The sequence below is a fragment of the Rhizobium terricola genome (genome assembly GCF_012927355.1).
GTDB classification, from domain to species: Bacteria; Pseudomonadota; Alphaproteobacteria; order Rhizobiales; family Rhizobiaceae; genus Allorhizobium; species Allorhizobium terricola.
The window spans coordinates 282671-308201 of sequence record NZ_JABBGK010000002.1 but is presented as its reverse complement, the minus strand read 5'-3'; the positions used below and the strand labels follow the sequence as shown (position 1 = coordinate 308201).

General features: G+C 64.0%; 28 protein-coding genes. 15 read left to right on the top strand and 13 right to left on the bottom strand.

Translation table 11 applies throughout. From position 1 onward, the window contains the following. Position 1: 1 nt before the first annotated feature. Positions 2-1273, top strand: coding sequence for a DUF3422 family protein (locus HHL25_RS11245; protein ID WP_169590382.1), 1272 nt, complete (start codon positions 2-4; stop codon positions 1271-1273). A gap of 51 nt (positions 1274-1324) precedes the next feature. On the opposite strand, the gene HHL25_RS11240 is transcribed toward HHL25_RS11245, so the two are convergent. Continuing rightward, positions 1325-1660, bottom strand: coding sequence for a type II toxin-antitoxin system HicB family antitoxin (locus tag HHL25_RS11240; RefSeq protein ID WP_169590379.1), 336 nt, complete (start codon positions 1658-1660; stop codon positions 1325-1327). After that, a complete protein-coding gene (locus HHL25_RS11235) occupies positions 1657-2007 on the bottom strand; it encodes a type II toxin-antitoxin system HicA family toxin (protein WP_315853062.1) in 351 nt (116 codons plus the stop codon). The genes HHL25_RS11240 and HHL25_RS11235 overlap by 4 nt, the downstream gene beginning before the upstream one ends. A 57-nt stretch (positions 2008-2064) precedes the next feature. Between HHL25_RS11235 and HHL25_RS11230 the strand changes: the two genes are divergently transcribed. Then, on the top strand, positions 2065-3474 hold the full coding sequence (locus HHL25_RS11230; protein ID WP_169590377.1) for a DUF6880 family protein: 1410 nt from the start codon (positions 2065-2067) through the stop codon (positions 3472-3474). 9 nt (positions 3475-3483) lie between these two features. On the opposite strand, the gene HHL25_RS11225 is transcribed toward HHL25_RS11230, so the two are convergent. Further along, a complete protein-coding gene (locus HHL25_RS11225; protein WP_169590374.1) occupies positions 3484-4380 on the bottom strand; it encodes a LysR family transcriptional regulator in 897 nt (298 codons plus the stop codon). A 138-nt stretch (positions 4381-4518) separates the two neighbouring features. Between HHL25_RS11225 and HHL25_RS11220 the strand changes: the two genes are divergently transcribed. The 6 genes from HHL25_RS11220 (at position 4519) to HHL25_RS11195 (ending at position 10309) form a co-directional block, all read left to right on the top strand. Next, positions 4519-5952 (top strand): FAD-linked oxidase C-terminal domain-containing protein, encoded by a 1434-nt coding sequence (locus HHL25_RS11220; RefSeq protein WP_169590371.1) that lies wholly within the window; start codon positions 4519-4521, stop codon positions 5950-5952. Positions 5953-6247: 295 nt separating this feature from the next. Then, the gene (gene glcE, locus HHL25_RS11215; protein ID WP_169590369.1) at positions 6248-7459 is read left to right on the top strand and encodes a glycolate oxidase subunit GlcE; all 1212 of its coding nucleotides are present in this window, start codon (positions 6248-6250) and stop codon (positions 7457-7459) included. Then, positions 7456-7833, top strand: a complete 378-nt coding sequence (locus HHL25_RS11210; protein ID WP_169590366.1) for a DUF4870 family protein — start codon at positions 7456-7458, stop codon at positions 7831-7833. The genes glcE and HHL25_RS11210 overlap by 4 nt, the downstream gene beginning before the upstream one ends. 31 nt (positions 7834-7864) lie before the next feature. After that, the gene (gene glcF / locus HHL25_RS11205) at positions 7865-9169 is read left to right on the top strand and encodes a glycolate oxidase subunit GlcF (protein ID WP_169590364.1); all 1305 of its coding nucleotides are present in this window, start codon (positions 7865-7867) and stop codon (positions 9167-9169) included. Positions 9170-9225: 56 nt separating this feature from the next. Continuing rightward, positions 9226-9687 carry a hypothetical protein gene (locus tag HHL25_RS11200; RefSeq protein WP_169590361.1) on the top strand — a complete coding sequence of 154 codons (462 nt, stop codon included), beginning with the start codon at positions 9226-9228 and terminating at the stop codon, positions 9685-9687. A gap of 154 nt (positions 9688-9841) precedes the next feature. Continuing rightward, complete coding sequence (locus tag HHL25_RS11195) at positions 9842-10309, top strand: hypothetical protein (RefSeq protein ID WP_169590358.1); 468 nt, start codon at positions 9842-9844, stop codon at positions 10307-10309. Between the two features lie 28 nt (positions 10310-10337). Here the strand turns inward: HHL25_RS11195 and HHL25_RS11190 are convergent, their stop codons facing one another. The 3 genes from HHL25_RS11190 to HHL25_RS11180 all read right to left on the bottom strand — a co-directional run bounded on the left by HHL25_RS11190 (position 10338) and on the right by HHL25_RS11180 (position 12787). Next, positions 10338-11006 carry an outer membrane protein gene (locus HHL25_RS11190; protein WP_169590356.1) on the bottom strand — a complete coding sequence of 223 codons (669 nt, stop codon included), beginning with the start codon at positions 11004-11006 and terminating at the stop codon, positions 10338-10340. A gap of 225 nt (positions 11007-11231) precedes the next feature. Continuing rightward, positions 11232-11915: a L,D-transpeptidase gene (locus HHL25_RS11185; protein WP_169590353.1), complete on the bottom strand. Its 684-nt coding sequence runs from the start codon at positions 11913-11915 to the stop codon at positions 11232-11234. 131 nt (positions 11916-12046) lie between these two features. Further along, entirely contained in the window at positions 12047-12787 is a 741-nt protein-coding gene (locus HHL25_RS11180) for a L,D-transpeptidase (RefSeq protein WP_169590351.1), read from the bottom strand. A gap of 205 nt (positions 12788-12992) precedes the next feature. Between HHL25_RS11180 and HHL25_RS11175 the strand changes: the two genes are divergently transcribed. Together HHL25_RS11175 and HHL25_RS11170 are read left to right on the top strand one after the other, a co-directional pair. After that, the gene (locus tag HHL25_RS11175; RefSeq protein ID WP_169590349.1) at positions 12993-13622 is read left to right on the top strand and encodes a DNA-3-methyladenine glycosylase I; all 630 of its coding nucleotides are present in this window, start codon (positions 12993-12995) and stop codon (positions 13620-13622) included. Between the two features lie 309 nt (positions 13623-13931). Continuing rightward, positions 13932-15875 (top strand): FIST N-terminal domain-containing protein, encoded by a 1944-nt coding sequence (locus HHL25_RS11170; RefSeq protein WP_169590347.1) that lies wholly within the window; start codon positions 13932-13934, stop codon positions 15873-15875. 13 nt (positions 15876-15888) lie between these two features. On the opposite strand, the gene HHL25_RS11165 is transcribed toward HHL25_RS11170, so the two are convergent. The 3 genes from HHL25_RS11165 to HHL25_RS11155 all read right to left on the bottom strand — a co-directional run bounded on the left by HHL25_RS11165 (position 15889) and on the right by HHL25_RS11155 (position 18360). After that, positions 15889-16554, bottom strand: a complete 666-nt coding sequence (locus tag HHL25_RS11165; protein ID WP_169590345.1) for a DNA-3-methyladenine glycosylase I — start codon at positions 16552-16554, stop codon at positions 15889-15891. A gap of 14 nt (positions 16555-16568) precedes the next feature. After that, a complete protein-coding gene (locus HHL25_RS11160) occupies positions 16569-17276 on the bottom strand; it encodes an HAD family hydrolase (protein WP_169590343.1) in 708 nt (235 codons plus the stop codon). A gap of 76 nt (positions 17277-17352) precedes the next feature. After that, on the bottom strand, positions 17353-18360 hold the full coding sequence (locus HHL25_RS11155; protein ID WP_169592783.1) for a YeiH family protein: 1008 nt from the start codon (positions 18358-18360) through the stop codon (positions 17353-17355). Between the two features lie 103 nt (positions 18361-18463). Between HHL25_RS11155 and HHL25_RS11150 the strand changes: the two genes are divergently transcribed. Beyond that, on the top strand, positions 18464-19369 hold the full coding sequence (locus tag HHL25_RS11150) for a LysR family transcriptional regulator (RefSeq protein WP_169590341.1): 906 nt from the start codon (positions 18464-18466) through the stop codon (positions 19367-19369). Between the two features lie 21 nt (positions 19370-19390). Here HHL25_RS11150 and copM read toward each other — a convergent pair whose 3' ends face one another. The 4 genes from copM to HHL25_RS11130 all read right to left on the bottom strand — a co-directional run bounded on the left by copM (position 19391) and on the right by HHL25_RS11130 (position 21294). Continuing rightward, positions 19391-19765 carry a CopM family metallochaperone gene (gene copM / locus HHL25_RS11145; RefSeq protein WP_169590339.1) on the bottom strand — a complete coding sequence of 125 codons (375 nt, stop codon included), beginning with the start codon at positions 19763-19765 and terminating at the stop codon, positions 19391-19393. Positions 19766-19842: 77 nt separating this feature from the next. Beyond that, complete coding sequence (locus HHL25_RS11140; protein ID WP_169590337.1) at positions 19843-20226, bottom strand: hypothetical protein; 384 nt, start codon at positions 20224-20226, stop codon at positions 19843-19845. Positions 20227-20312: 86 nt separating this feature from the next. Beyond that, a complete protein-coding gene (locus HHL25_RS11135) occupies positions 20313-21068 on the bottom strand; it encodes a hypothetical protein (protein ID WP_169590335.1) in 756 nt (251 codons plus the stop codon). Positions 21069-21102: 34 nt separating this feature from the next. Then, the gene (locus tag HHL25_RS11130) at positions 21103-21294 is read right to left on the bottom strand and encodes a hypothetical protein (protein ID WP_169590333.1); all 192 of its coding nucleotides are present in this window, start codon (positions 21292-21294) and stop codon (positions 21103-21105) included. A gap of 131 nt (positions 21295-21425) precedes the next feature. Between HHL25_RS11130 and hisS the strand changes: the two genes are divergently transcribed. The 4 genes from hisS to HHL25_RS11110 all read left to right on the top strand — a co-directional run bounded on the left by hisS (position 21426) and on the right by HHL25_RS11110 (position 25526). After that, a complete protein-coding gene (gene hisS / locus HHL25_RS11125) occupies positions 21426-22946 on the top strand; it encodes a histidine--tRNA ligase (protein WP_169590331.1) in 1521 nt (506 codons plus the stop codon). Positions 22947-23108: 162 nt separating this feature from the next. Beyond that, positions 23109-24230 carry an ATP phosphoribosyltransferase regulatory subunit gene (locus tag HHL25_RS11120; RefSeq protein WP_169590329.1) on the top strand — a complete coding sequence of 374 codons (1122 nt, stop codon included), beginning with the start codon at positions 23109-23111 and terminating at the stop codon, positions 24228-24230. Next, positions 24227-24919 (top strand): ATP phosphoribosyltransferase, encoded by a 693-nt coding sequence (gene hisG, locus HHL25_RS11115; protein ID WP_169590327.1) that lies wholly within the window; start codon positions 24227-24229, stop codon positions 24917-24919. Before HHL25_RS11120 ends, hisG begins: the two co-directional genes overlap by 4 nt. Positions 24920-24926: 7 nt before the next feature. Next, positions 24927-25526, top strand: coding sequence for a class I SAM-dependent DNA methyltransferase (locus HHL25_RS11110; protein ID WP_169590325.1), 600 nt, complete (start codon positions 24927-24929; stop codon positions 25524-25526). Positions 25527-25531: the final 5 nt, after the last annotated feature.

The window sequence follows — 25531 nt, the reverse complement described above, 5'->3', positions numbered from 1 at the left end:
GGTGACCAAGGGTAATTTTGCATTTCCGATTGCGCCGGAGCGCGCACTGGCGCTGGGCGAGATCCATGCCCGTCCCTACGCACTGGTGAAGTCGGAGCGCGTCATCGTCCAGCTCGCTTTCATGATGGACGGCGGCTCGGCCGTGCACCACAGCGTGCTTGCCGAACTGTCGCGCGCCCGCGGCGTCGCCGTCCCGGACCGCAATGCCCGTCATCATGCCATGACCTGGGCCCAGGGAACGCTGCGCTGGGAGCGTCACACGGAGTTTTCCACCTGGTTCTGGGACGGCCCGTTACCGGATGCCTTCGGCGGCGAGATCATAGGCCATCCCTTCGGCGACGGATTTTCCGCGCCCGGACCTTTGATGTCCGGCATCCGCCTCGAGATCCGCCGCGACGGACCCGAGATCGCCGCGGCGATCGAGCTCTTCGACCCGGCGAGCCTCTGTTACAGCGACGTGAAGAATGGACAGGCGACGGTGATGACCGATTTTCGCCAGGATGGCGACGGGCTCACCCGCATCCTCGTCGTCGATCGCAGCCTGACCGAAGCCGGGCGTGGCGCGCTCGTCCAGCGCCTGCTCGACATCGAAACCTATCGCACGCTTGCCATGCTCGGCCTGCCACTCGCCCAGACGCTCTCGCCCGAGATCCGCCGCGTCGAGGACGGCTTGACCGCCGTCACCCAGCGCATGAAGGCCCATGCGCGCGAAGAGGCCGACACCATGCTGTCCGAACTGACACGGCTTGCCGCCGAGTTGGAAGCCAATGCGGCGCTCAGCCTCTACCGCTTCGGCGCCAGCCGCGCCTATGACGGCATCGTGCGCGAGCGCGTCAAGGCGCTCGACGAGGCCCCGAAGCCGGGCTACGAAATGCTGGGTTCCTTCCTGGAGCGCCGCCTCGCTCCGGCGATGCGCACGTGCCAGTCGATCGAGGAGCGCCAGGCGAACCTGTCGCGCAAGCTGTATCGCGCCACCGGACTGGTGCGCAGCTGGATCGACGTGGAGCTGGAGCGGCAGAATTCCGACCTGCTCGCCACCATGAACCGCCGCGCCGAGATGCAGCTGCGCCTGCAGCAGACGGTCGAAGGTCTCTCCGTCGCGGCGATTTCCTATTACATCGTCGGCCTGATCGGCTATGCGGCGAAGGCCGTGAGCCACGACCTTCTGCCGGTCGATCCCGCCGTCATCACCGGTCTTTCCGTTCCGGTCGCCGTGCTTGCCGTCTGGTGGGTGGTACGCCGCATCAGGAGGAGCCACGAGGAGCGGCATTGAAGGTCAGCTGGCGAAGCCGCAGCTCGTGAAAGCGTGACGTTTGTCCCACAATCAGCGTTCTGCCGCTTCCTCGATGACGTCGGATATCCACTCGTTGAGGCTCTTCTGCTGCGCCTTGGCCGCCAGCACGGCCGCTTCGTGCAGTTTCGGGTCAAGCCGAACATTGAACCTGCCCGAGAACTGTCGGAAGGGAGAAATTCCTTTCTCGGTGCACATATCCAGAAAAACCTTGAACGAGGCGGCGCCTTCCTCCCGAAGCTTGTCGATGCTGTCGGCATAGAAATCCGCCCCACCGTTCAGGCCGAGGAACTCCCCACGCAGCAAGCCGATTTCCGGGTCAAGCGACACGACTGCTTTCTGGCCTTCGATCTCGATGATGTTGTTCATGGCACGATTCCATTTTCTTCCAACCATTTGCGGATACTGGCGACGGCGCCCTTGTCTGTGTCAGGCGACGGATGGGGTCGGTGGAAGACCCGGATCTGATCGAACAGGTAGACGCCGATACGCGAGCCGTCTCGTTCTGTCACCTCGGCGCCGAGCGAGACGAACAGGGCTTCTATGTCGGTCCAGCGGATAGAACCGCTGAGCGGTCGGGAGAAGATCTGCTCAAGTGTCGCGCGGTGTTTCCGCTTCATCTGATTTTGATACCGCAAAATGGTACCATATTGCAATATCACGAGGCCGAGGCGGCATACCTTGCCGCCCCGCGCTTGCGAAATCTCCTTGCCCACCGTTGCCGTCCGTCGGATATAGGCGGCAATCGCAATGAACGGCACAATTGGAACGGAATGGCCCGGCAGACGCGCGCAAAACTCGACCGGAAGGGCTTGAGCGGCCTTGGTCTCGACAGGCTGGTCGACATCCTGCTGGAGGAAGCCTCCGCCAACAAGGCGCTGAAGGCGCGGTTGCAGGCAGCCCTTGCCGGCGGCACCGGACCGGCGGAAATGGCGCGGCTGATCGACAAGCGGCTCGAGGCCCATGAAGAGGCGCGCACACGGATCAACAATGCCCGTGCCAAGGATCTGGCGATCGAGTTCGCCGGACTTGCCCGCACGATCCTGTCAGAACTCGGTACCGTCGACCCGGCCGGTGCGGCCGAACGTATCCTGCGGTTGCTGGCGCTGCGGTTTCCGGTCTCGGTCCGGCTCGTCTCGGACAATGCTCGCCTGTGGAAAGTGTTCGATGACGCGGAGACAGCAGCGGCCGAACTGATCTGCGCGCTGCCGCCGGTCGATCAGGTGCCGCTTGCGCCTCTGCTCGAAAGGCTGCGGCTGCGCGACCGCTATGGTGAGCATGTCGGCTTCCTCCGCGGCCTGATCGTCGGTCTGGCCAGGCCGGCCGCCGACGCATGGAAACCACTTCTCGCCGAGGCGGTGCCGAAGGAGCCCGGCAAGCTCGGTGCCGTCGATCTGTTGCAGGCGCTTGCCGTCCATCAGCAGGATGCCGATGCCTTCGTGGCGCTCGAAAACGCCAAGGCCGAGAACCGCCGCGACACGCTGGCGGTCGCGCGCCTGCTTCATGAGGCGGGTCGCCACGAAGAGGCGCTGGAATGGGTGAAGATGCGCCCGAACGGCATGCGACTGTTGCCCGTCGGCGGCGAGATCGTCTCGGTCGGCCCGGAATATGGCGCGCGCGAGCGCCGCCTCCTGGAGGCGGACATCCTCGAGCGCCTGAGGCGAAAGAGCGATGCCCAGGAACTTCGCTGGCGGGAGTTTGCCGAAACGCTCGATCCCCAGGTTTTGAGGCTCTATCTATCGAAACTCGACGACTTCGCCGAATTCGACGAAATGGACAGGGCCTTCGCCTTCGTGATGGAGGCCGGCGACATCTACGGGGCTCTCGACTTCTTCGTGTCCTGGCCCAGGCTCGATCGCGCCGCGGATCTGGTGCTTCGCCACGAGGATCGCTGGGAAGGCCGCTATTACGAGGATCTGGCGCCCGCCGCCGAGGCTTTGGCCGACCAACAACCCCTCGCGGCGACGGTGCTCTACCGCGTGCTGATCATGGACATCCTGCGCCGTGGCATCGGCGTCGCCTATCCGCACGCCGCACGCTATCTCGTGGAACTGACCCGCCTCGTGCCGCATCTGCCCGCCGACGCGCGGCTCCGGCATCACGAGGATTTCGTCGACGACCTCCGGCGCACCCATCCGAAAAAGTTCGGTTTCTGGAGCGCCGTGCCCGAGGCCCTGCGCTGACCTCTCGGCTCAACGCTCCCAGTAGGGTTCCGGACCATAGAGTTCGGCGAGATAGTCGATGAACAGGCGAACCTTGGCCGGCAGGAACTGGCGGCTCGGATAGACCGCCGAAAGCGACACGCTGCGCGATCCTTCATAGGCCGGCAGCACCTGAACGAGCTTGCCGGATTTCAGTTCTGGACCGATATCCCAGGTCGAACGCAGGGCGATGCCGAGGCCGGCAATGACCGCCTCTCGGATGACCTCGCTCGAATTGGTGATCAGCATGCCGTCGGGACGGATGCTGAGCGAACCCTGCGGCCCTTCCAGCTTCCAGGCGTCATAGTTGTGGGCGGGCAGGCAGCGATGGTGCTTGAGGTCGTCGATCGACTGCGGCGTTCCATGCGCGGCGATGTAGTCGGGCGAGGCGCACAGGATGCGCCGCACCGGCGCCAGTCGCCGCGCGACCAGCGTCGAATCCGTCAGTTCGGCGATGCGGATCGCGAGGTCAAAGCCGCCGCCGACAATGTCGGTGAATTCGTCGGAGAGAACCAGATGGATGGTAAGATCCGGATGGGCCTCCATGAAGGGCTTCAGATTGGGGGCGATATGGAGCCGGCCGAAGGATGTCGGCGCCGAGATCTTCAGCGTGCCGGCGACTTCGGAAGAGCGGCCGGAGGCGTAGGCCTCCGCCTCCTCGAGGCCGGCGAGGACGGCAAGCACCCGCTCGTGAAAGCCCTGTCCGGCTTCGGTGAGCGAGATCTGCCGGGTCGTCCGTTGCAGCAGGCGGGTGCCGAGCCGATCCTCCAGCCGCTTGATCCGCTTCGACACGACTGCTGGCGATAGGCCGAGATCACGCGCCGCCGTCGACATGCTGCCGGCCGCGATCACCCGCGCAAAGACTTCCAGATCGCCGAGATTGGTCATCGCCTCGTCCACTCTTTCCGATTTCGTCATAAGTGCATAGCATTTGCTCGACTTTTGTTGAAGTGGTAAAGAAAAGATACCAGTTGAAGGCGAGGGGGCGGCGGTGTATGCCAAAATGCCTGAGCCAGGGAGGAAACCATGTCCGAAGCCATCCAGTTTCTGGAGCCGAATGCCGCGATCCTCTCGCGCCGCAGGGAGATCGTCGCGGACCTTGCCGAGCTTGTCCCGGCGGAGCGCCTGGTGCACGAGCCGGTCGAACTCGTTCCCTTCGAGACGGACGGCTTCCTCGCCTATCGCCGTCGCCCGCTTGCGGTCGTCCTGCCCGAAACGACGGCCCAGGTCGCAGCCGTCATGAAATATTGCCACCGATATGGCATTCCGGTCGTTCCGCGTGGCGCGGGGACGTCCCTGTCGGGCGGTGCGATCCCGCAGGAGGATGCCGTCGTGCTCGGCCTCTCGGCGATGACCCGCATTATCGATGTCGATTACGCCAATCGATGCGCCACCGTTCAGGCCGGCGTCACCAATCTTTCGATCTCCGATGCGGTTGGCGCGGACGGTTTCTTCTATGCGCCGGACCCGAGCTCGCAGCTCGCCTGTACGATCGGCGGCAACATCGGCATGAATTCCGGTGGCGCGCACTGTCTGAAATACGGTGTCACCACCAATAACCTGCTCGGGGTCAAGATGGTGCTGGTCGACGGCACGGTGATCGAGCTCGGCGGCAAGGCGCTCGATGCCGCCGGCTATGACTTGCTCGGCCTCGTCTGCGGTTCCGAAGGCCAGCTCGGCATCGTCACCGAAGCCACGGTCCGCCTCTTGGCCAAGCCGGAAGGTGCGCGCCCCGTGCTGTTCGGCTTCGACAGTGCCGAGGCCGCCGGCTCCTGCGTCGCCGACGTCATCGGCGCCGGCATCGTTCCGGTCGCCATCGAGTTCATGGACAAGCCGGCGATCGAGATCTGCGAAGCCTTTGCCCATGCCGGCTATCCGCTCGACGTCGAGGCGCTGCTGATCGTCGAGGTCGAGGGGTCGGATGCCGAGATGGAGGCCATGCTCGCCTCGATCGTCGAGATCGCAAAGCGCCATGGGGTGAAGACCGTCCGGGAAAGCCAGTCGGCCACCGAGGCCGCGCTGATCTGGAAGGGCCGCAAGTCCGCCTTCGGTGCGACCGGTCGTATCGCCGACTATATCTGCATGGACGGCACGGTGCCGCTCAGCCAGCTTGCCTATGTGCTTCGGAAGACGTCGGAAATCACCGACCGCTACGGCCTGCGGGTGGCCAATGTCTTCCACGCCGGCGACGGCAACATGCATCCTCTGATCCTCTACAACATCAATGACCCGGACGATGCGGCAAGGGCCGAGGCCGCCGGAATGGAGATCCTCAAGCTCTGCGTCGACGCCGGCGGCTGCCTGACCGGCGAACACGGTGTCGGGATCGAGAAACGCGACCTGATGCGCCACCAGTATGCGGATGCCGATCTCGCCCAGCAGATGGCGGTCCGCGCCGCCTTCGATCCGGCCTGGATCCTCAATCCCTCCAAGGTCTTTCCGCTGGAGGGCCGGTCATGAGTCACGGATTTCGGACCCGCCGGCGCGAGGCCCCTCATCCGCCTGCCGGCACCTTCTCCCCGTCGAACGGGGAGAAGGTCGGTGGGGGCATCCTCGTGGTCCACTCTTCCGCGGATGTGGGACCAACACGTGCGCCGTCGCGCAGTTTTGATGTCCGAGCGCCGTTTTGGGGTGCTGTGGCTCGCGGCACGGTTCCTTCTCCCCGCCTGCGGGGAGAAGGTGGCGGCAGCCGGATGAGGGGCGGCACCTCTGCGCCGAATGCCGGGAGACAACAAACTCTGGAAAGGCGCGCGTCATGCTGATCCCGCAGACTGAAATCGAAGCCGCCGGCCTGATCCGCGACCACGCTGAACGGGCGGCGCCGCTTGCCATTTCGGGCGGCGGTACGCGGGCCGGCTTTGGCAATGCCCTGGCCGCCGCTGCAACGCCGCTCCGCTCGACCGGCCTTGCCGGTATCGTCGCCTACAATCCGGCCGAAATGGTGCTGACGGCCCGGTCCGGCACACCGGTCGCCGAGATCGAGGCGGCGGTCGCCGCCAACGGCCAGTCCCTCGCTTTCGAGCCGCCGGACCATCGCGGCATGATGGGAACGACAGGTGAGCCGACGATCGGCGGACTGTTTTGCGTGAATGCCTCCGGTCCCCGGCGCTTCACAGCCGGCGCCGCCCGCGACCACCTTCTCGGCCTGCGCGTCGTCAACGGCCATGGGGAGATCGTCAAGGCAGGCGGCCGCGTGATGAAGAACGTCACAGGCCTCGACCTCGTCAAGCTGCTCGCCGGTTCCTACGGCACCCTCGGCTTCCTCACCGAAGTGACGTTCAAGGTTCTGCCGTCGCCGAAGACGGCCGTCACCATCGTCGTGTCCGGCCTCGAGGACGAGCAGGCCGCCCGCGCGATGGCCGCCGCGATGGCGACGTCGGTCGAGGTGTCCGGTGCCGCCCACCTGCCGGAAAGCGTACGCGGCCGTTTCGTCGCCGGACGCCTGCCGGACGGCGCGGCGACCGTGCTGCGGCTCGAGGGACTCGAGGCCTCCGTTGCCGTTCGAGCCGAGACGCTGGCGCGCGCAATGGCCGGCTTCGGCCCGGTATCGAGGCTCGATGAGCCCGACACGAAGGCGCTCTGGCGCGAGATCCGCGATGTGGCGCCCTATGCCGACGGTTCGCAACGCCCCCTCTGGCGCGTGTCCGTCGCTCCATCCGAAGGCTGGAAACTGGTCGCGGCACTCCGCCTCGAATCCGGCATCGATGCCTTCTACGACTGGCAGGGCGGGCTGATCTGGATGCGGATGGAAGCCGATCCGGAGGCAGACCTTCTGCGGCGCTATGTGAAGGCGGCCGGCGGCGGCCATGCAACGCTCGTCCGTGCCACGGATGCTATCCGGGCCGGTGTATCGGCCTTCGAACCGCAGTCGCCCGCGGTGGCATTGCTTTCGCAGCGGGTGCGGGAGAAATTCGACCCGCGCGGCATCTTCAATCCCGGCCGCATGGTGACAGGAGAAGCAGCATGACCGAACCGACGAACCAGCCGGACCTGACCCGCCCGGAAAACTGGCTGCAGCCCGGCAAGCTGAATGTCCAGCTCGTCTATATCCTCTATCTCGTCAGCTTCCTGATCGGCATTTCCGGCCTCGTCGGCCTGGTGCTTGCCTATCTCAACCGCGGCAAGGCCGGCGGCTGGATCGAAAGCCACTACACCTATGCGATCCGCACCTTCTGGATCGGCCTGCTCTACGGTCTGGTGTCGGTGGTTCTGACCTTCGTCTTCGTCGGCGTGCTGCTGGCGCTGGGCACTGTTGTCTGGGTGGTCGTCCGCTGCGTGATCGGTCTGCAGAAGGCCAATGCCGGCGAGCCGATCGCCAAGCCCGAGACCTGGTGGGTGTGACGGGGCGCATGCCCCCGCAAGGAGCGAATTGATGCAGACCAGTTTCACTGCCGAACAGCTTGCCGATCCGCATGTGGCCGAAGCCGAGAGCATTCTGCGCAAATGCGTGCATTGCGGCTTCTGCACGGCCACCTGTCCGACCTATGTGACCCTCGGCAACGAGCTCGACAGCCCGCGCGGCCGCATCTATCTCATCAAGGACATGCTGGAAAACGGCCGCCCGGCCGACAAGCAGATCGTCACCCATATCGACCGCTGTCTTTCCTGCCTTGCCTGCACGACGACCTGTCCGTCGGGCGTCGACTACATGCATCTGATCGACCATGCCCGCATCCATGTCGAGAAAACCTATCGGCGCCCCCTGGTCAACCGGCTGACGCGCGGCATCCTGGCGATGACCCTGCCTTATCCGGCCCGCTTCCGCGCGGCGCTCGGCCTGGCACGCCTCGCCCGGCCCTTGGCCGGCCTGCTGAAGCGCTTTCCGGCATTGAAGCCGATGGGCGCCATGCTCGACCTCGCACCGCGCAGCATCCCGGCGGCCGGGGACAGTGCTCGTCCGGGGGCCCGCGCGCCGCAGGCTGAAAAGCGGGGCCGCGTCGCGATCCTCACCGGCTGTGCGCAGCCCGTGCTCGATCCCGGCATCAATGCCGCGACGATCCGCCTGCTCACCCGTCTCGGCATCGAGGTGGTCGTGCCCGAGGGGGAGGGCTGCTGCGGCGCCCTGGTGCATCACATGGGCCGCGAGGCGCAGGCGCTCGACAGCGCACGCCGCAATGTCGACGTCTGGACCCGCGAGATCGAGCGCGGCGGTCTCGACGCGATCATCATCACCGCATCCGGCTGCGGCACGACGATCAAGGACTACGGTCACATGCTGCTCCTTGATCCGGCTTATGCCGAGAAGGCGAAACGGGTTTCGGCCCTGGCAAAGGACGTGACGGAATATCTCTCGACCCTGGATCTGCCGCAGCAGGAGAGGAAGGGTCTGACCGTCACCTACCATTCGGCCTGTTCGATGCAGCATGGCCAGAAGATCACGATGGCGCCGAAGATTCTCTTGAAGAATGCGGGCTTCACGGTGCGCGATCCGGCCGAGGGGCATCTTTGCTGCGGTTCGGCCGGCACGTACAACATCATGCAGCCGGAGATCTCGGCCAAGCTGAAGGCCCGCAAGGTGAAGAACCTCGAAGCCACCCGGCCGGACGTCATCGCCACCGGAAACATCGGCTGCATGACCCAGATCGGCTCCGGCACCTCGGTGCCGATCGTCCACACGATCGAGCTGCTCGACTGGGCCTATGGCGGCGACAGGCCGGCCGGACTGCCGGCCGCTTGATCGGAACGCTGCTTTCGGTCTTCAATGCTGCCGTGATCCGCACCCGGAGGAACGGCATGAAGCACGCAGCAAGCATGGTCCTGTTCTGTCTCGCGGGGCTGGCCTCGACGCCGGCCTTCGCGACGGCTCGTTTCGACTGCACGATCGCCGACGCCGATTTGACGCTAGACGTCACCGGCATCGTCGGCGACGGACTGGGCGATGTCATCAGCGGGTTTGCCGGCACGCTCGCCTTTTCCGATGCCCTGCTGGGCGAGCGCCTGCCGACCTTCGAGCTGACCGGCGAGAACCTCCCGCATCACTGGCTGTTCGACGGCGAGTTCCGGCTCCATGTTCACGTGCCGGCGCCGGCAACCACCGCGCTCGGCGATCTCGATCTGGCCCTTGTCACGATCGGCGGCGGGGATGACGAGACGCATTTCTCCGGCGAATACCGTCTTCATTTGCTGGCGACCGGCCATGACGGCCTTGAGGTTCGGCATGATCGCGTCGGTCGGGTGACCTGCGTGATGGGCTAGGACCCTGAGCGTCGGAAATCGGCGGCACTGGACGTCGTCTCGGAAGAAATATGCCGACCGGGTTGCCGATCGCTCTCGCGATTCATGAAGTTTAAGATATTGCTGATATGATGATCCTCCGAAATACCGGAATCTGTTTCCGGAGGAGAGTCCGATGCGTGCCCTGGTTCTTTCGCTTGCTGTCGCCATTGCCGTAGGCGCACCACCGGCCAGTGCGGCGGTGGGCATTTACTGCGCCGCGTCCGACGATGTCCTGAAGCTCTCGATAGAGAGTGGGTTCAGCGCGAGGGACGGACGCAAGCTGGTACATTTCCGCGGCATCGCCGATGTGTTGGCCGAAAAGGCACCGGCGGCCTTCCACAATCTGAAGCTCAATTCGGGCATGCTCAAGCAGAGCTGGGTCGACAACGACGAACTGCGCCTGCAGATCTACACCGACACGCGCAGTGCCGAACCGTTCGAGATCTTCGAGTTGTCGATCCTGACGACGGCAAGCGGCAAGAACCCGCACCGCCTGACGGGCCGCTACTTGCTGAGGCTCAGTGCTGCTGACACAAAGAAAACGGCCCCGCGCGACATTGTCCTGTCACACGAGGCCGCGGTTTTCTGCGACATCAAATAGGAGGCAGGTCTAGACACCCGCCTAACGATCAAAAGTGGAAGCTGACGCCGGCGTTGATCGCGTTGGTCATCACATTGGTCTTGAGGGTGGCGCCGCTGTCGATGTCGACGTCGACCCACGAATAGTTGCCCTTGTATTCCACGAAGGTCGACCAGCGGTCGTTGAACTTGTATTCGACGCCGGCCTGGGCCTGCACCGTTGCGCCGCCGAGCTGGTAGTTGAAGGTCTCGCCGGAACCACGCGTGACTTCGACATGCGGAATGTTGACGCCGGCGCCGAGACCAGCATAGGGCACGAACTTGGTGCCTTCGATCGGCATACGGTAGAGGGCGTTCAGCGTCAGCAGGTTGATGCCGTCGGAGAATTCGAAATGGCTCCAGCCAGCTTCGGCAAGCGTCGAGTCGTCGGCGTAGACCTTGGCGTGGGTGAAATCGAGCGACACGCCGAGGTTCGGCTGGCCGAGATCTTCCATCCACCAGGTGCCGCGAACGCCGTAATAGGGAGGCATGGCGAAGGACTTGCCTTCCCAGCCGGCCGTGAAATCGGCCTGGTCCGAAACCTCGACGTCGCTGTGCGGAGCCGTCTGGAAACCGCCATAGACGGAGACGGCCATTTCAGCACTGGCAAACGAGGCGGACAGGGCAAGCACGCTTGCCGCGACAGAGGCGCCGAAAAGGGCACGAAGCTTGGTGTTCATAGGACGCGATCCACGAATCTGATTTTGATGTAAGACTAGATAGGAGATTTTCGCCGGAAAGTCTGTTTCCCATTTGCTACACCGCAGGGCGAATGGCCAAAATTGGGCCTAGTTTTGGCGATCGTCAATTCTGCGGGCGGAACTCTGGCAACCAGGCGGGGCGGCCAAAAAGGAAAAGGCGCGGAAGCCTTGGGCTCCGCGCCTTCGCTTGAGACGGTGGCGTGATCAGCCGCCGAACATCGTGCGCAGGATGTCGATGCCCTTGTCCTCGAAGCTGACCTTGCCCTGGCGGTTGCCCGGGCCGATGACGATGACCTTGTTGCCGATGTCGGCGCGCTCGTAGAGGTGCTCGACGTCCTTGTTCATCATGCGGATGCAGCCGGACGACATGTTGAGCCCGATCGTCCAGGGCTGGTTGGTGCCGTGGATACGGAAGATCGTGTCGCGACCGCCCTTGAAGAGATACATGGCGCGGGCGCCGAGCGGATTGTCGATCCCGCCTTCCTGCACGACCGGCAGCATGTGACCCTTGGCGGCCTCGCGGCGACGCATTTCCGCCGGCGGACGCCAGCTCGGCCACTCTTCCTTGCGGCCGATCTTGACGACGCCCGACCAGCCGAAGCCCTCGCGGCCCACGCCGACGCCATAACGGGTGGCGCGATTGTTGGCCTCCACATAGTAGAGGAACTTGTTGTTCGTATCGATGATGATGGTGCCGGGCTTCTCATCGGTGATCAGGCGGACGACGCGGCGCTTGAACTTCTCGGCCGGCTGCTTCTGCTGGGCGACGAGCGTGACGTCGCCCTGAACTGCCGGATGGTTGCCGTTGATCGCGCCGGCGGAGGCGGGCGCGGCGAAGCTGCCGATGGTGATCGATGCGGCCGCAACGGCGACCAGAAGTTTCTTCATGTCGGTATCCCCCAAATCAAAGTGCAGGGAGGTTAACCAACTCGTGTGCCGATGCAAGTCCCCCTGCATTGCATCATAAGAAAATGAAGCCGCGCCAGGTGGACTTGGCGCGGCAAGAAGAGTGCGGTGATTTACATCACGATGACGGTGGTGCCGACTTTGACGCGCTCGTAAAGATCGACCACGTCTTCGTTGCGCATGCGGATGCAGCCGGAGGAAACGCCGTTGCCGATCGTCCAGGGCGCATTGGTGCCGTGGATGCGGTAGAGCGTGGAGCCGAGATACATGGCGCGCGCACCGAGCGGGTTTTCCGGTCCCCCGTCCATGCGTGCCGGCAGGTAATGCCCTTTGGCGGCTTCGCGGGCGATCATCTCCTGCGGCGGCGTCCAGTCCGGCCACTCCTTCTTGGCGGTGATCTTGTGTTTGCCGGCCCATTCGAAGCCGGGCTTGCCGACGCCGACGCCATAGCGGCGCGCCTGGCCATTGCCCGCAACCAGGTAAAGGAAGCGGTTGTTGGTGTCGATCACGATCGTGCCTGGCTTGTGCGGTGTGTCATAGGCGACCGTCTGCGGCAGGAACATCGGGTCGAGCCTGGTCTTCATCGGTGCGTTCGGGCGCACCGCGGCAGGCTGCACGAGGGCCGGCTGCTGCGGCGTGCGGCGCAGGATCTGGCGCTGGTAGGTGCGCGGCTGTGCGGCGCGCGGCGCATAGACGACCGGGCGGACGGCGCCGCCGAGCTGCATGACCCAAGGGGCCGAAAGATCGGGGCTGACGATCACCGGCGGACGCGCCTGGTAACGGTCGTTCGCCTGGGCTGGTGCCACGACGGAAAGGCCGACAAGCGCGGCCAGAACAACGGATTTCTGAAACATTCGGACAACTCGCTACATGGGACCGAAGACGAAGCCGGACAGGCTCTGGCGCCGATGATGCCGCGGCTTCCGGGACATTTGGTAAACGCGTGTTCATTAAGATGCGAGAGCACCCGTAAACCTTTCATCAGGGTTAGCGGTGCGTTTGGAAAAGTGGTGAACAAATGGTAAACGCAGCAGCGGCGCAACGGAGGAATCATCATTCATGGACAAGACCGGCCTGATCACCGGCGACGACGGCCGCGATCGCTGCTTCTGGCATGGCGGCCTCGACGACTACCGCCGGTACCACGACGAGGAGTGGGGTCGTCCCGTCACGGACGACAACAGGCTGTTCGAGAAGATCTGCCTCGAGGGCTTCCAGTCCGGCCTGTCCTGGCTGACGATCCTGCGCAAGCGCGAGAATTTTCGCGCCGCCTTTGCCGGTTTCGATTTCGAAAGGGTTGCCGCCTTTGGTGACGAGGACGTGGCCCGCTGCCTTGCCGATGCCGGCATCATCCGCCATCGCGGCAAGATCGTCTCGACCATCAACAATGCCCGCCGGGCGATGGCGCTGAAGGATGAATGGGGATCGCTCGCACGCTATTTCTGGAGTTTCGAGCCGGGGCCGGAAGAACGTCCCGCCCGGATGGACTACGCGACGCTGCGGGCGAACCCGACCTCTCCGACCTCCGTTCGACTCTCCAAGGATCTGAAGAAGCGCGGCTGGACCTTTGTCGGCCCGACAACGGTCTACGCCTTTATGCAGGCCATGGGGCTGGTCAACGACCACATAGAGGGCTGCTGCTGCCGCGACGAGGTGGAGGTCCTTCGTAGGCTCTGTAAGCGCCCCTGATCGAGGTCGGACGGGTTAGGGTCTTGATAAGCGGCGCGGGATGCCTCTCGTGAAGAAGCTTTCGCGACGCCTTGCATCTCGCGGCTTATGAAATTTAGTACATTATTAAATTCGAAAACTTATGGTTCCTGCTGAAGTGGGAGGCGATGAGAATAGATGTTTTCGAGGTTCAGACAGCAACAATCGAGCGCAGCCATCAAGATGGAGGATGCGCAACCGCTAGATACCCTTCCTGAGCCAAAGTCTCCGCCGACCCTGGTGCCGTTAGAATACGAACATGCTGACCCGTTCGTCGAGGCTGCAGACGAAATGATGCGTGTGGTGCGCACCACCGCGGCCCTTGCGGATCTTTCCTCCGATGCGTTCAGCTTTGCCGGGCGTCCCGCACGTCTTGCCATGGCTTATGTCTCGCCGCATGTGGATTTCAACGCCGTGGTGGAAGGCCTGCGCCGAAGGGCCGACGGCGTTCCGGTCATCGTCTCGACCACGGCCGGCGAATTGTGCAGCACCGGCACATCGGCCTCCGAGCCGCTCTATTGTACCGCCGGCAATGGCTGGGACAACGTGGTTGTGCAGATCTTCAGCCCCGAACTCCTTTCCGAGCTTTCGATCCAGTCCATCCCGCTTGCAAACGAGGACATACGGGCGGGTCGACCGACGAAGAGCCATGAGGCGCGCATCGGTGAAATCGAACGCAACCTCGCACGCGTGCGGGTGCCATTCGAAATTCGTTCGGATGACACTTTGGCGCTGACGCTGATCGACGGCTTGTCGGCGTCTGAGAACTACTTCATGGAAGCGGTCTATCGCACCGACCGCTTTCCTTGCCTGTTCATCGGTGGATCGGCTGGTGGAAAGCTCGATTTCAAGCACACCTACATCTTCGACGGTCAGCGGGTCCTCGAGAACCACGCGGTGGTCGCGTTCGCCAAGGTCGCGCCCGGCGCCCGCTTCGGTATCCTCAAGACGCAGAACTTCACGGAGACCGGAAAATCGATCGTGGTCATCGAGGCCCAGGCCGAGACCCGGCAAGTCAGGGCGACGGTCGACACCGCGACGGTCGAAGTTGTGCCGGTTATCGACGCACTCTGCCGGATGATGGGCTGTGCGCCGCACGATCTGTCGAAACGGCTGGAGGGCCACACCTTCGCAGTGCGCATGAACGGCGAATTGTTTGTTCGCTCGGTCGCGGGGATCGACCTCGAAAAAGGTGTCGTCAGCTTCTATTGTGACGTCAATCCCGGCGACGAACTGCATCTCGTCAAGGCGACTGATTTTGCCGGGCAGACCCGTCGCGACATGGAACTCTTCTTCCGTGACAAGCCGGCGCCGGTTGCCGCCATTCTCAACGATTGCATTCTTCGGCGCCTCGGCAACGATCGCGAACTGGGCCGGCTCGCCGGCAGCTGGAACATTCCTGCCGCCGGGTTCTCGACCTTCGGCGAACTGCTGGGCATCAACGTCAACCAGACGCTGACGGCTGTCGTCTTTTTCAAGGTGCGCGATGGCGAGCGTTTCCGGGATCCCTTCGTCGACCAGTTTGCCATTCACTACGCCCGCTTCTCGCGCTACTTCACGGAAACGCGGTTGCTGCGCCAGCAACTGATCAACCAGATGCGCAAGAAGGTCATCGGCCGGTTGACGGAGTTCATCCAGCGCACCTCGATGCTGAGCGGCCAGCTCGACCAGGTCGTAGGACGCACCGACGAGATGCGCCAGAACGTCGAGACCATGCAGGCAGACATGGAGGAACGCATCCGCAGCGTTGCCCATGTCGAGGAGCAGGGCGTGCTTGAGGAAGAGTTCCAGAAGGTCGCGGCAATGATGCAGCGGCTGAACGACATTGTCGGCATCATCGACAAGATCACCATGCAGACCAATCTCCTGTCGCTCAACGCCACCATCGAGGCGGCACGGGCGGGTGAGGCTGGACGTGCGTTCGCCATCGTTGCCAACGAGGTGCGGGCGCTTGCCACCAACACCAAGCAGACCCTCGACACCAGCCGCGAATCCCTCTCGCAGGTGGACGCCTCGATGAAGGTGCTGGGCGAGCATATCGCTGCATCTGAAACGAAGCTGTCGAGCGCCGAGGCAGGCTACAGCGACATCTTTGGTCAGCTTGGATCGTTGTTCTCGTCCTTCTCCAGGATCAATGAAGTGATGAGCGAACTCGGCACCATGTCCCATCACCAAAAGTCGATGATGGGACAGGTCGAGCTCGACATCGAGCGGTTGCGACGTATCGAGGGCTGACGGGCTGCTGCCCTCAGTCGATGCTCATCGCGAGCACCCGGCTGATCTCGGTCAGTGAGCGACCGGACTGTGTCCGCCAGGTGTTGAAGGCGACCTGGACGGCCGCCTTGTCCCGGGCCGAAGTCGGCGCCTTGGTGATCACGCCTTCCGCAATCAGCCGGTTCACCACGCTCGCCGAAAGGATGAAGCTCTCGACACCGGCGAAACGCAGGAAATACTGGCCGGTATTGCCGCCGAGCCGCGATCCCTTCTTCTGCAGGAGATCGAGAAGGCCGACATAATCTTCGGCCGGCCAGCCGGCAAGGAATGCGCCGGCGCTGCCGTGATCGCGGGAAAGCCCGGCGAGGAACACGGCGTTTTCCTGGACGGATCGGATCTTCGGCCCGTGCCGGACGATGCGGGTGTCGGAGACCAGCCGCTCGAAGTCCTCGTCGTGCAGCATCGAGCAATAGCCGATGTCGAAACCCTCGAAGGCGGCCTCGAAGCCGGGCCACATCGCTTCCACGACCTTCCAGTTGAAGCCGGACTGGAAGATGCATTTGGTCATAAGCGACAGGAAACGGTCGTCGGGCGTGGCCGCGATCTCGTCCCGGGACTTGGGAAACTGCATGGCTTCGCGGATGGCTGCCTCGCCCTTTCGTTCGACGGCGATGGCGTGGATCTCGTCATAGGAGCGCATGTCCGGTCCTGTCCCTATTGGCCGATGGTGTCGATCAGCGGAATGAGCCCCGCCAGGTCCGCAATCTCGCGGAAGCGCGGCGCCTCGGCAGGCTTGTCGACGTGCTCCACGACCCAGGTCAGCTCATGCGGCACGAAGACCCCCCACGAGCCGGCAGCGATCGCCGGCACGATGTCCGACTTCAGCGAGTTGCCGACCATCATGGCCCGCTCGGGTGCGTGGCCGGTCTTGCCGAAGATCCGGCGATAGGTGGTCGCGGTCTTGTCCGAGACGATCTCGACCGCATCGAAATAGTCGCCGAGCCCCGACTGGGCGAGCTTGCGCTCCTGGTCGAACAGGTCGCCCTTGGTGATCAGCACGAGAAAATAGTCGCCGGCGAGCGCCTCGAGCGTTTCACGCGCATGCGGCATGGTCTCGACGGGATGGCCGAGCAGGTCGCGGCCGATCGACAGGATCTCGCCGACTACCTGGCTGGACACCCGGCCTTCGGTGATCTCGAGCGCCGTCTCGATCATCGACAGGGTGAACCCCTTGATGCCGAAACCGTAGTGCTGGAGATTGCGCTTTTCCGCTTCGAGAAGCCGCTGCGACACATGCTCGCCCTCGGCGAACTCGGCGAGCAGTTCCTTGAAGCTCTCTTCCGTCAGGCGGTAATACTGCTCGTTCTGCCAGAGCGTGTCGTCGGCGTCGAAGCCGATCACGGTAAGGGGACGCATGCTCATGGAAGGCTCTCGCTGTTGACAACGTTTCGGCAAAATAGCGCCTTCGTTCGGCGATTGCGAGACCGGCGGTTTCGGGTCACGCCATGCCGATCAGCGTGATCATCCCCAGGCTCAGGCCGCAGAGCGTGAGCAGCGAGGCGAGCGCCGCCAGCACCACGCGGCCGCCGGCCTGCCGGAGCTTGCGCAGGTCGACGCATAGTCCGAGACCTGCCATGGCCACGATGGTGAGCATCCTGGAAGACGATGACAATAGTGACAGTGTGGCCGGGCCAAACAAGTCTGCTGACCGCAACCCCGCCATGATGGCAAAGCCGACAATGAACCAGGGGAGGACATGGGAGACGGACAAGCGCCGTCCGCCCAAACCCCGTGCAAGACCAACAAGAAAGAGCAGCGGCCCGAGCATCAGCACCCGGATGAGCTTCACCAGCGTTCCGGTCTGCAGGCTGACGGCACCGATCGGCGCCGCCGCGGCGAGCACTTGCGGCACGGCATAAACCGTCATCCCGGCAAACACCCCGTATTGCACAGCCGAGAGATGAAACGCCACGGACAGCAGAGGCATGGCCACGACCGCTATCACGCCGAGCACCGCGGTAAAGGCAATCGATGCCGCCACGTCCTCCGCACTGGCGCCAACCACCGGAGCGGACGCGGCGATGGCGGAGTTTCCGCAAATCGAGTTCCCGAAGGCGATGAGAAAGGCGAGCTTTGGAGAAAGTCCGAACAGCCGGCCGATCGTGAAGCTTATGCCGATCGACAGGAGCACGACCAGGGCGATCCCTGCCACCAGCTGCGGCCCTGCCTCGCGGATGGCCGCGAAGCTGACCGAGGCGCCGAGCAGAACGATGGCCAGTTCCAGAAGAAAGTGTGCCGAGAGCGTGATGCCGGGATTGAATGCCGGAGAAAGTCTGAAGCCGGAGTTGACCGCCGTGCCGATCAGGATGGCGAGCACCAGCGCCTCGAGCGGATGAACACCGACGAGGATGAACTCGGCTCTTTCAACGAGCAAGCCAAGGCTCGCTACTGCGATGGAGAGGCCAAGGCCAGGAAGGTATGGGAGGAGGCGGGAGAACAGGAACATGACGATGGAGACCAGTGGCGAATGGCCGATTGTCCATCCGAAGATCGTCGACTTCCATTGCATAATTCTGTATTGATTGTTCGCTCAAAACGAATGATTTGCGATGACTTTCGAACAACTCTCCATCTTTGTCGCGGTAGCCGAGCGCGAACACCTGACCCGCGCCGCTGCGAGCATTGGACTGACCCCGTCGGCGGTGAGTGCCGCGATCCGCAATCTTGAAGCCTATTATCGGGTGGCGCTCTTTGATCGTGTCGGCCGCCGGATCGAGTTGACGGCGGAGGGCCGGCTCTTTCTTGAGGAGGCCCGCGCCACGCTGGCCCGCGCTCGGGCTGCCGAACTGCTCTTGTCGGAACTGGGCGGGCTGTCGCGCGGCCGACTGGCCGTGCACGCCAGCCAGACGGTGGCCAGCCATTGGCTACCCCCGCTGCTGATGCGGTTCCGCACCGCATACCCCGGCATCGAACTCGAGCTGACGATCGGAAATACGCTTTCGGTCGCCCGAGCGGTCAACATCGGGACCGCCGACATCGGCTTCGTCGAGGGTCGGATTTCCGATCCTGCTTTGGCCGAGGAAAAGGTCGCGGACGATGCCCTGCTCGTTGCGACGGGGCCGGATCATCCGTTTGCCGACGGCAGACCGCTTACGCCCCGGCAATTGGTCGAGGATACCGGGTGGGTGATGCGCGAGCCGGGTTCAGGCACCCGCTCTACATTCGAGGAGACCCTGAGACGGCTCGGCGAGGACCCGGGGCGCTTGCGCACGGTACTTACACTGCCGTCCAACGAGGCTGTTCTTTCGGCGGTCGTTGCTGGACCTTGTGCGGCGGTTGTGTCGGGGGTTGCTGCTGCCTGCAGGATCAGCGACGGCAACCTTGTTGCCGCGAATTTTACCCTGCCTTCCCGGCAGTTCTCCCTTTTGCGCCACAAGGAACGCCGCCCAAACCGGGCGGCGTCCATGTTGGAGAGGATGAGCCGGGAAGCGTCCCCTCTTCCGACCAAAGGTTAAATCAGGTTCGGTCCGGCCGGCTTACTTGCCGTGCTTGGCGAGCCAGTCCTTCATCATGGCGATCTCGCCCTCCTGGGCCTTGATCACCTCTTCGGCCAGCTTGCGGATTTCCGGATCCTTGCCGTATTGCAGCTGGATCTTTGCCATGTCGATCGCGCCCTGGTGGTGCGGGATCATACCGCGCACGAAGTCGACATCGGCATCGCCGGTCGGCTCGATTGCCATGTCGGCATGCATCTTGGCGTTTGCCTCCATGAAGGCGAGGCTGGAGGGCGATTGGTCGCCTGCCGGTGCGCTCATGTCCATGGTGCCGTGATCGTGGGTCATGGTCTCCTGCGCCTGCACCGAGGAGGCGACGAGGAGGGCGGATGCGGTGAAGAGTGCTTTGATAAGCATGGTTTGTCCTTGTCTTCAAATATGTAGTTGGGGATCCGGCGCGTGCCGTGCCGTGCCGGTCGGGGAGATCCGGAGACTCAGGCGCGGGGAGGCGGCAGCAGTGGCGGTGCCGTTCGCGAAATCAATTGGTGTTCGGGTGCTGCCGCTTCCACCGGCCTTGGCGGCTTGCCCTCGTTCTTGAAGGCCGGTTCGACCGGAAGCGTCAGGCAGGCGGCACAGTGAAAGTCGCCTGCCGGGGTTTTGCCGGGATGCGGACAATCGCCACCGGAGGGGGCGTCCATTGCCGTCTGGTGGCCCGAGGCTTGCGCACCATCGTGAGGCCCTTGCCCGTGCATGGTGTGGTTCGCATCGCCGCCCGCCTCGACGGTCGCCATCGCTATCCGTGGCACGCCGGCCATCGCCATACCGGCAAACGGCATGGCCGCATAGGCAAGGGCGGCAATCAGGACGGTGATGCGCATCAACGGCTTCATGGTGCGGAAGGTAAGGCCGATTCCGGCGAAAGCAAGGTCGGGGGGCGCCGGGCCCCGCGCCAGACGGCGGCGGTTCAGACTGAAATGACCCGGTGCACGATCCGATAGTCCTTGCTCTCCTCCCCGATCGGCACGACCGGCCAGTCCCACGCCTGCTGGTGCTCCGGCACGGCGATGCCGTGCAGCAGGTCGAAACGCTCGTGGACGTGGCCCGTGCGGTCGATCACCTCATAGGCGATGTCGGTCAGCAGGCTGTAGCGGCAAGTCAGTCCGTGAAGCCCGTCGAGATGCGCCTTGATCAGGCGCGCCACGCTGTCGGGCGGCATTCTTCCCGATGTGTCCGCCTCCAGCCGCTTGCGCGCGCCCGTGCCGATCTGCGACAGGAGGTTCGCGGAGATGACGAGGTCGAGATAGGGCACCTGCCGCAGGAAGCCCAGCGGATCGGGCGTCTCGCCCCCTTTGATCGCCTCGTAGCCGGAAAGATCCCGCTCGATCAGCCGGACGTTCTTCAGTCCCTTGAGCTTGAGCCAGGCCCGAACGCTGGCGAGATGGACGAGATCGATGAGAACGACGGTGTCGAAGCTTCGTGAAAGTTCGATGATCGGTACGTCACGCAACAGGCCGGACCCGAGCACGACCACGGTCCGGCGTTGCCGGAGCGAGCTGACCGCGGCGAGGATCGAGGCTTTGCAATTGTCCTCGTGTGCCTGCCAGTCCCCTGCACAGCGATTGGCGCGCGCCCACAGGTTGACCGAATAGCGGATCGCCTTGCGGTGTCCGGCCGTGGTGAGCGGCCAGGTGGCGGCATAATTCAGGGCTTCGAGGATCATGGATTTCGGCAGGCTTTTGCGCGATGTGCGACGGTCAGGGGTCGGTCTTGCCTGCCGAACCGGCATCGACTTCCGCGCCGGTCTCGTGAGGGGAATGTTCGCGCGATACGCGGGTGATCACGACGCCGGTCAGGTATTCCTCGAGTGTCATGCCGGCTGCCGCAGCCTGCCGCTCGAGCTCGGCATGCATTTCCTCTGACATTTCGATCGTCATTTGCCTGTTCATAAGCCTGTCCCTTTATTAGACACAATATAGCATTGGCCCTCGTCGCCTGCCAGCCTTCACCCTTGCCGCCAAAACCTTGATCCTCTAAGACACCGGCACGCCAAATTCAAAAAAAGTCCGGTGCCTGCCTCATGAACGAGAAGAACAAGAAGCCGCAGAAACTCAAAGCCCGCCTGCCGCGCGGCTTCGTCGATCGCGCGACTGCCGACATCCGCGCCGCCAACCAGATGATGGAGACCATCCGGGAGGTTTACGAACGCTATGGTTTCGACCCGATCGAAACCCCGCTGTTCGAATACACGGATGCGCTCGGCAAGTTCCTGCCCGATGCCGACCGGCCGAACGAGGGCGTCTTCTCGTTGCAGGACGACGACGAGCAGTGGATGTCGCTGCGCTACGACCTGACGGCACCGATGGCCCGGCATGTCGCGGAGAACTTCCAGGAAATCCAGCTGCCGTTCCGCACCTATCGCGCCGGCTATGTCTTCCGCAACGAGAAGCCCGGCCCCGGCCGCTTCCGCCAGTTCATGCAGTTCGACGCCGACACCGTCGGTGCCCCGGGCGTCCAGTCGGATGCCGAGATGTGCATGATGATGGCGGATACGTTGGAGGCCCTCGGCATCAAGCGCGGAGATTATGTGATCCGCGTCAACAACCGCAAGGTTCTCGACGGCGTGATGGAAGCGATCGGTGTCGGGGGTGATGACAATGCGGGGCGCCGTCTGGGCGTGCTGCGCGCCATCGACAAGCTCGACAAGTTCGGCACCGAGGGCGTCACCCTGCTGCTTGGCGAGGGCCGCAAGGACGAGTCCGGCGACTTCACCAAGGGTGCAGGCCTGACCCCCGAGCAGATCGAAAAGGTTCTCTTCTTCGTCGGGATCACCGACTACGCCGAAAGCGCCGTTCATCTGGCCGAGCTCGTGGCCGGGACGGAAAAGGGCGCCGAGGGCGTCGATGAGCTCAACACCATCCGCAGCCTCGTGCTGGGCGCCGGCTACGGTCCCGATCGCATCAAGATCGATCCTTCCGTCGTCCGTGGCCTCGAATACTATACCGGCCCCGTCTACGAAGCCGAACTCACCTTCGACGTCACCAACGAGAAGGGCGAGAAGGTTGTCTTCGGCTCGGTCGGCGGCGGCGGGCGTTATGATGGTCTCGTCTCGCGCTTCATGGGCCAGCCCGTTCCGGCGACCGGCTTCTCGATCGGCGTCTCGCGGCTGATGACGGCGTTGAAGAACCTCGGCAAGCTCGGCCAGGACGAAGTCGTCGGACCGGTTCTCGTCACCGTCATGGACGGCGACGTCGAAAGCATGGGCCGCTACCAGCGCTTCACGCAAGCACTGCGCGCCGAAGGCATCCGGGCCGAAATGTACCAGGGCAACTGGAAGAAGTTCGGCAATCAGCTGAAATATGCCGACCGCCGCGGCGCGCCGATCGCCATTATTCAGGGCGGCGACGAGCGTTCTCAGGGCGTGGTGCAGATCAAGGACCTGATCGAGGGCAAGCGCCTCTCCGGCGAGATCACCGACAACGCCGAATGGCGCGAGGCCCGCGTGGCGCAGGACGTCGTGGCCGAGAGCGAACTGGTCGCCAAGGTGAAAGAGATCCTCGCTGCCCAGGCCGAGGATCGCCGTCGGGCGAAGGGGCTTTAAGTTGTTGCTCCGCTGCTACCCCCCTCTGCCCTGCCGGGCATCTCCCCCTCAAGGGGGGAGATCGATCCGCGGCAGGGGCGGCATGCTCCCGCCGATCTCCCCCCTTGAGGGGGAGATGTCACGAAGTGACAGAGGGGGGTGTTCTTTCGACTGTGGTGTACCATGCCCCTGACCGACATGCCCGATTTCGCCGGCACCATCCTGCAGGAATTCACGTCCCGTGGCACGACGCGGGTGGACACGCCCGTGATCCAGCCGGCCGCACCCTTCCTGGACATGGCCGGTGAAGACCTGCGCCGCCGGATCTTCCTGACCGAGAACGAGCGCGGTGAAAGCCTCTGCCTCAGGCCCGAATTCACCATTCCCGTCTGTCTGCGCCACATCGAGACCGCGACCGGTACGCCGAAGCGCTACGCCTATCTCGGCGAAGTCTTCCGCCAGCGCCGGGAAGGACCCCAGGAATTTTACCAGGCCGGCATCGAGGATCTCGGGGACATCGCGATCGCGGCCTCCGACGCGCGCGCCGTCGCGGACAGTCTGCAGATCCTCACCCGCCTCCTGCCGACGAAGCCGCTCGCCGTCACGCTCGGCGACCAAGCGGTGTTCGAAGCCGTCGTCAAGGCGCTCGGCCTGCCGGCCGGCTGGCAAAAGCGCCTGATCCAGGCCTTCGGCAATCCGGACCAGATCGACCAGCTGCTGCGCAAGCTTGCGACACCGAGCCCCGTCCCGGGGCTCGATCCGGCCGTGTCGGCGCTTCTGGTCAGCGGCGACCAGGATGCCCTGATTGCCCATATCGACCGCACCATGCAGGAAACCGGCTACCTCACCAATGCGAGCCGCACACCGGTGGACATCGCCCGCCGCCTCAAGGAGAAGCTGGAGCTTTCCGAGACGCGGCTCGACGGTGCCGCCCTCCTTCTGCTGCGGGAATTCCTCTCACTCGAATTGCCGCTCGCCGATGCGTCGGCGGCTCTCGCCGGTTTTGCCGATGCGGCGGGCCTGAAGCTCGGCGCGGCGCTTGCCCGCTTCGACGAGCGGGTCGCGGCCCTCGCCAATACCGGCGTCGATCTCGCCCGTATCACCTATCGCGCCGCTTTCGGCCGTCCGCTCGACTATTACACCGGACTGGTCTTCGAGATCGCGGTTGAGGGCCAGCCCGCCGTGCTGGCCGGCGGTGGCCGTTTCGACCGGTTGCTGACCCTGCTCGGCGCCGAAGATCACATTCCTGCGGTCGGCTTTTCGCTCTGGCTCGATCGCATCGAAACTGCGAGGACGCAGGCATGATTACCATCGGGCTGCCGTCCAAGGGCCGCATGAAGGACGACGCCTCGGCGATCTTCGAACGCGCGGGCATGAAGATCGTCGCCGTCGGCAACGACCGCTCCTATCGCGGCCGCGTCGAGGGCGCCGACGACATCGAGATCGCCTTTCTCTCGGCCTCGGAGATTTCCCGTGAGATCGGTGCAGGCACCGTCGATTTCGGCGTCACCGGCGAGGACCTGATCCGCGAAGGCCTCGCCGAGGCCGACAAGCGGGTCGAAGTCTGCGTGCGCCTCGGCTTCGGCCACGCTGACGTGGTGGTCGCCGTTCCGGAAATCTGGCTTGACGTCGACACCATGGCCGACCTCGGCGACGTGGCCGCCGATTTCCGCGCCCGCCACGGACGCCGCCTGGCGATTGCCACCAAATACTGGCGCCTGACGCAACAGTTCTTCTCCAGCCAGCACGGCATCCAGCTCTACCGCATCGTCGAGAGCCTCGGCGCCACCGAGGGCGCGCCCGCAGCCGGCCAGGCCGACATCATCGTCGATATCACTTCGACCGGCTCGACGCTGAAGGCCAACCACCTGAAGATCCTCTCGGACGGCGTGATCCTGAGGTCCGAGGCCTGCCTGGTGCGGGCGAGAAAGCCCGAACACGAGGGCGATCCGCGGATCGCCGAGGTGATCGCGGCGGTCCGCAAGGCCCTGTGAGGCGGTGATGGACGACGCGGAGCGGGTGATCGGCCTCTACGAGCGTCACGCCAGCGCCTTCGACGATATCCGCTCAAAACATCTCTTCGAAAAGCCGTGGCTCGATCGCTTCGCCGGGCAGCTGCCGCAAGGCGCCTGCGTGCTGGACCTCGGCTGCGGCTCCGGGGAGCCGATGGCGGCGGATCTCGTCGCCCGCGGTCTCTCCGTGACGGGGATTGATTCTTCCGAGAGCCTTATCGCGCTCTGTCGGTCACGCTTTCCCGGAGAAGCCTGGCATGTCGGCGACATGCGCCGGCTGGCCTTGAACCAGAGCTTCGACGCGATCCTGGCCTGGCACAGCTTTTTTCATCTGAATGCCGCCGACCAGCGTGCGATGTTTCCCGCCTTTGCTGCCCATGCGGCCGCGGGCGCAATGCTGATGTTCACCTCGGGGCCGGGGGAGGGTGTCTCGATCGGATCTTTCGAAGGGGAGCCGCTCCACCACGCCAGCTTGGCGCCGGACGAGTACAGGCATCTGCTGCGGGAGAACGGTTTCGAGGTGGTCGCCCATGTGGTCGAGGACCTGGCCTGCGGCGGCGCCACCGTCTGGCTCGCACGAAAGGCCTGAACGTT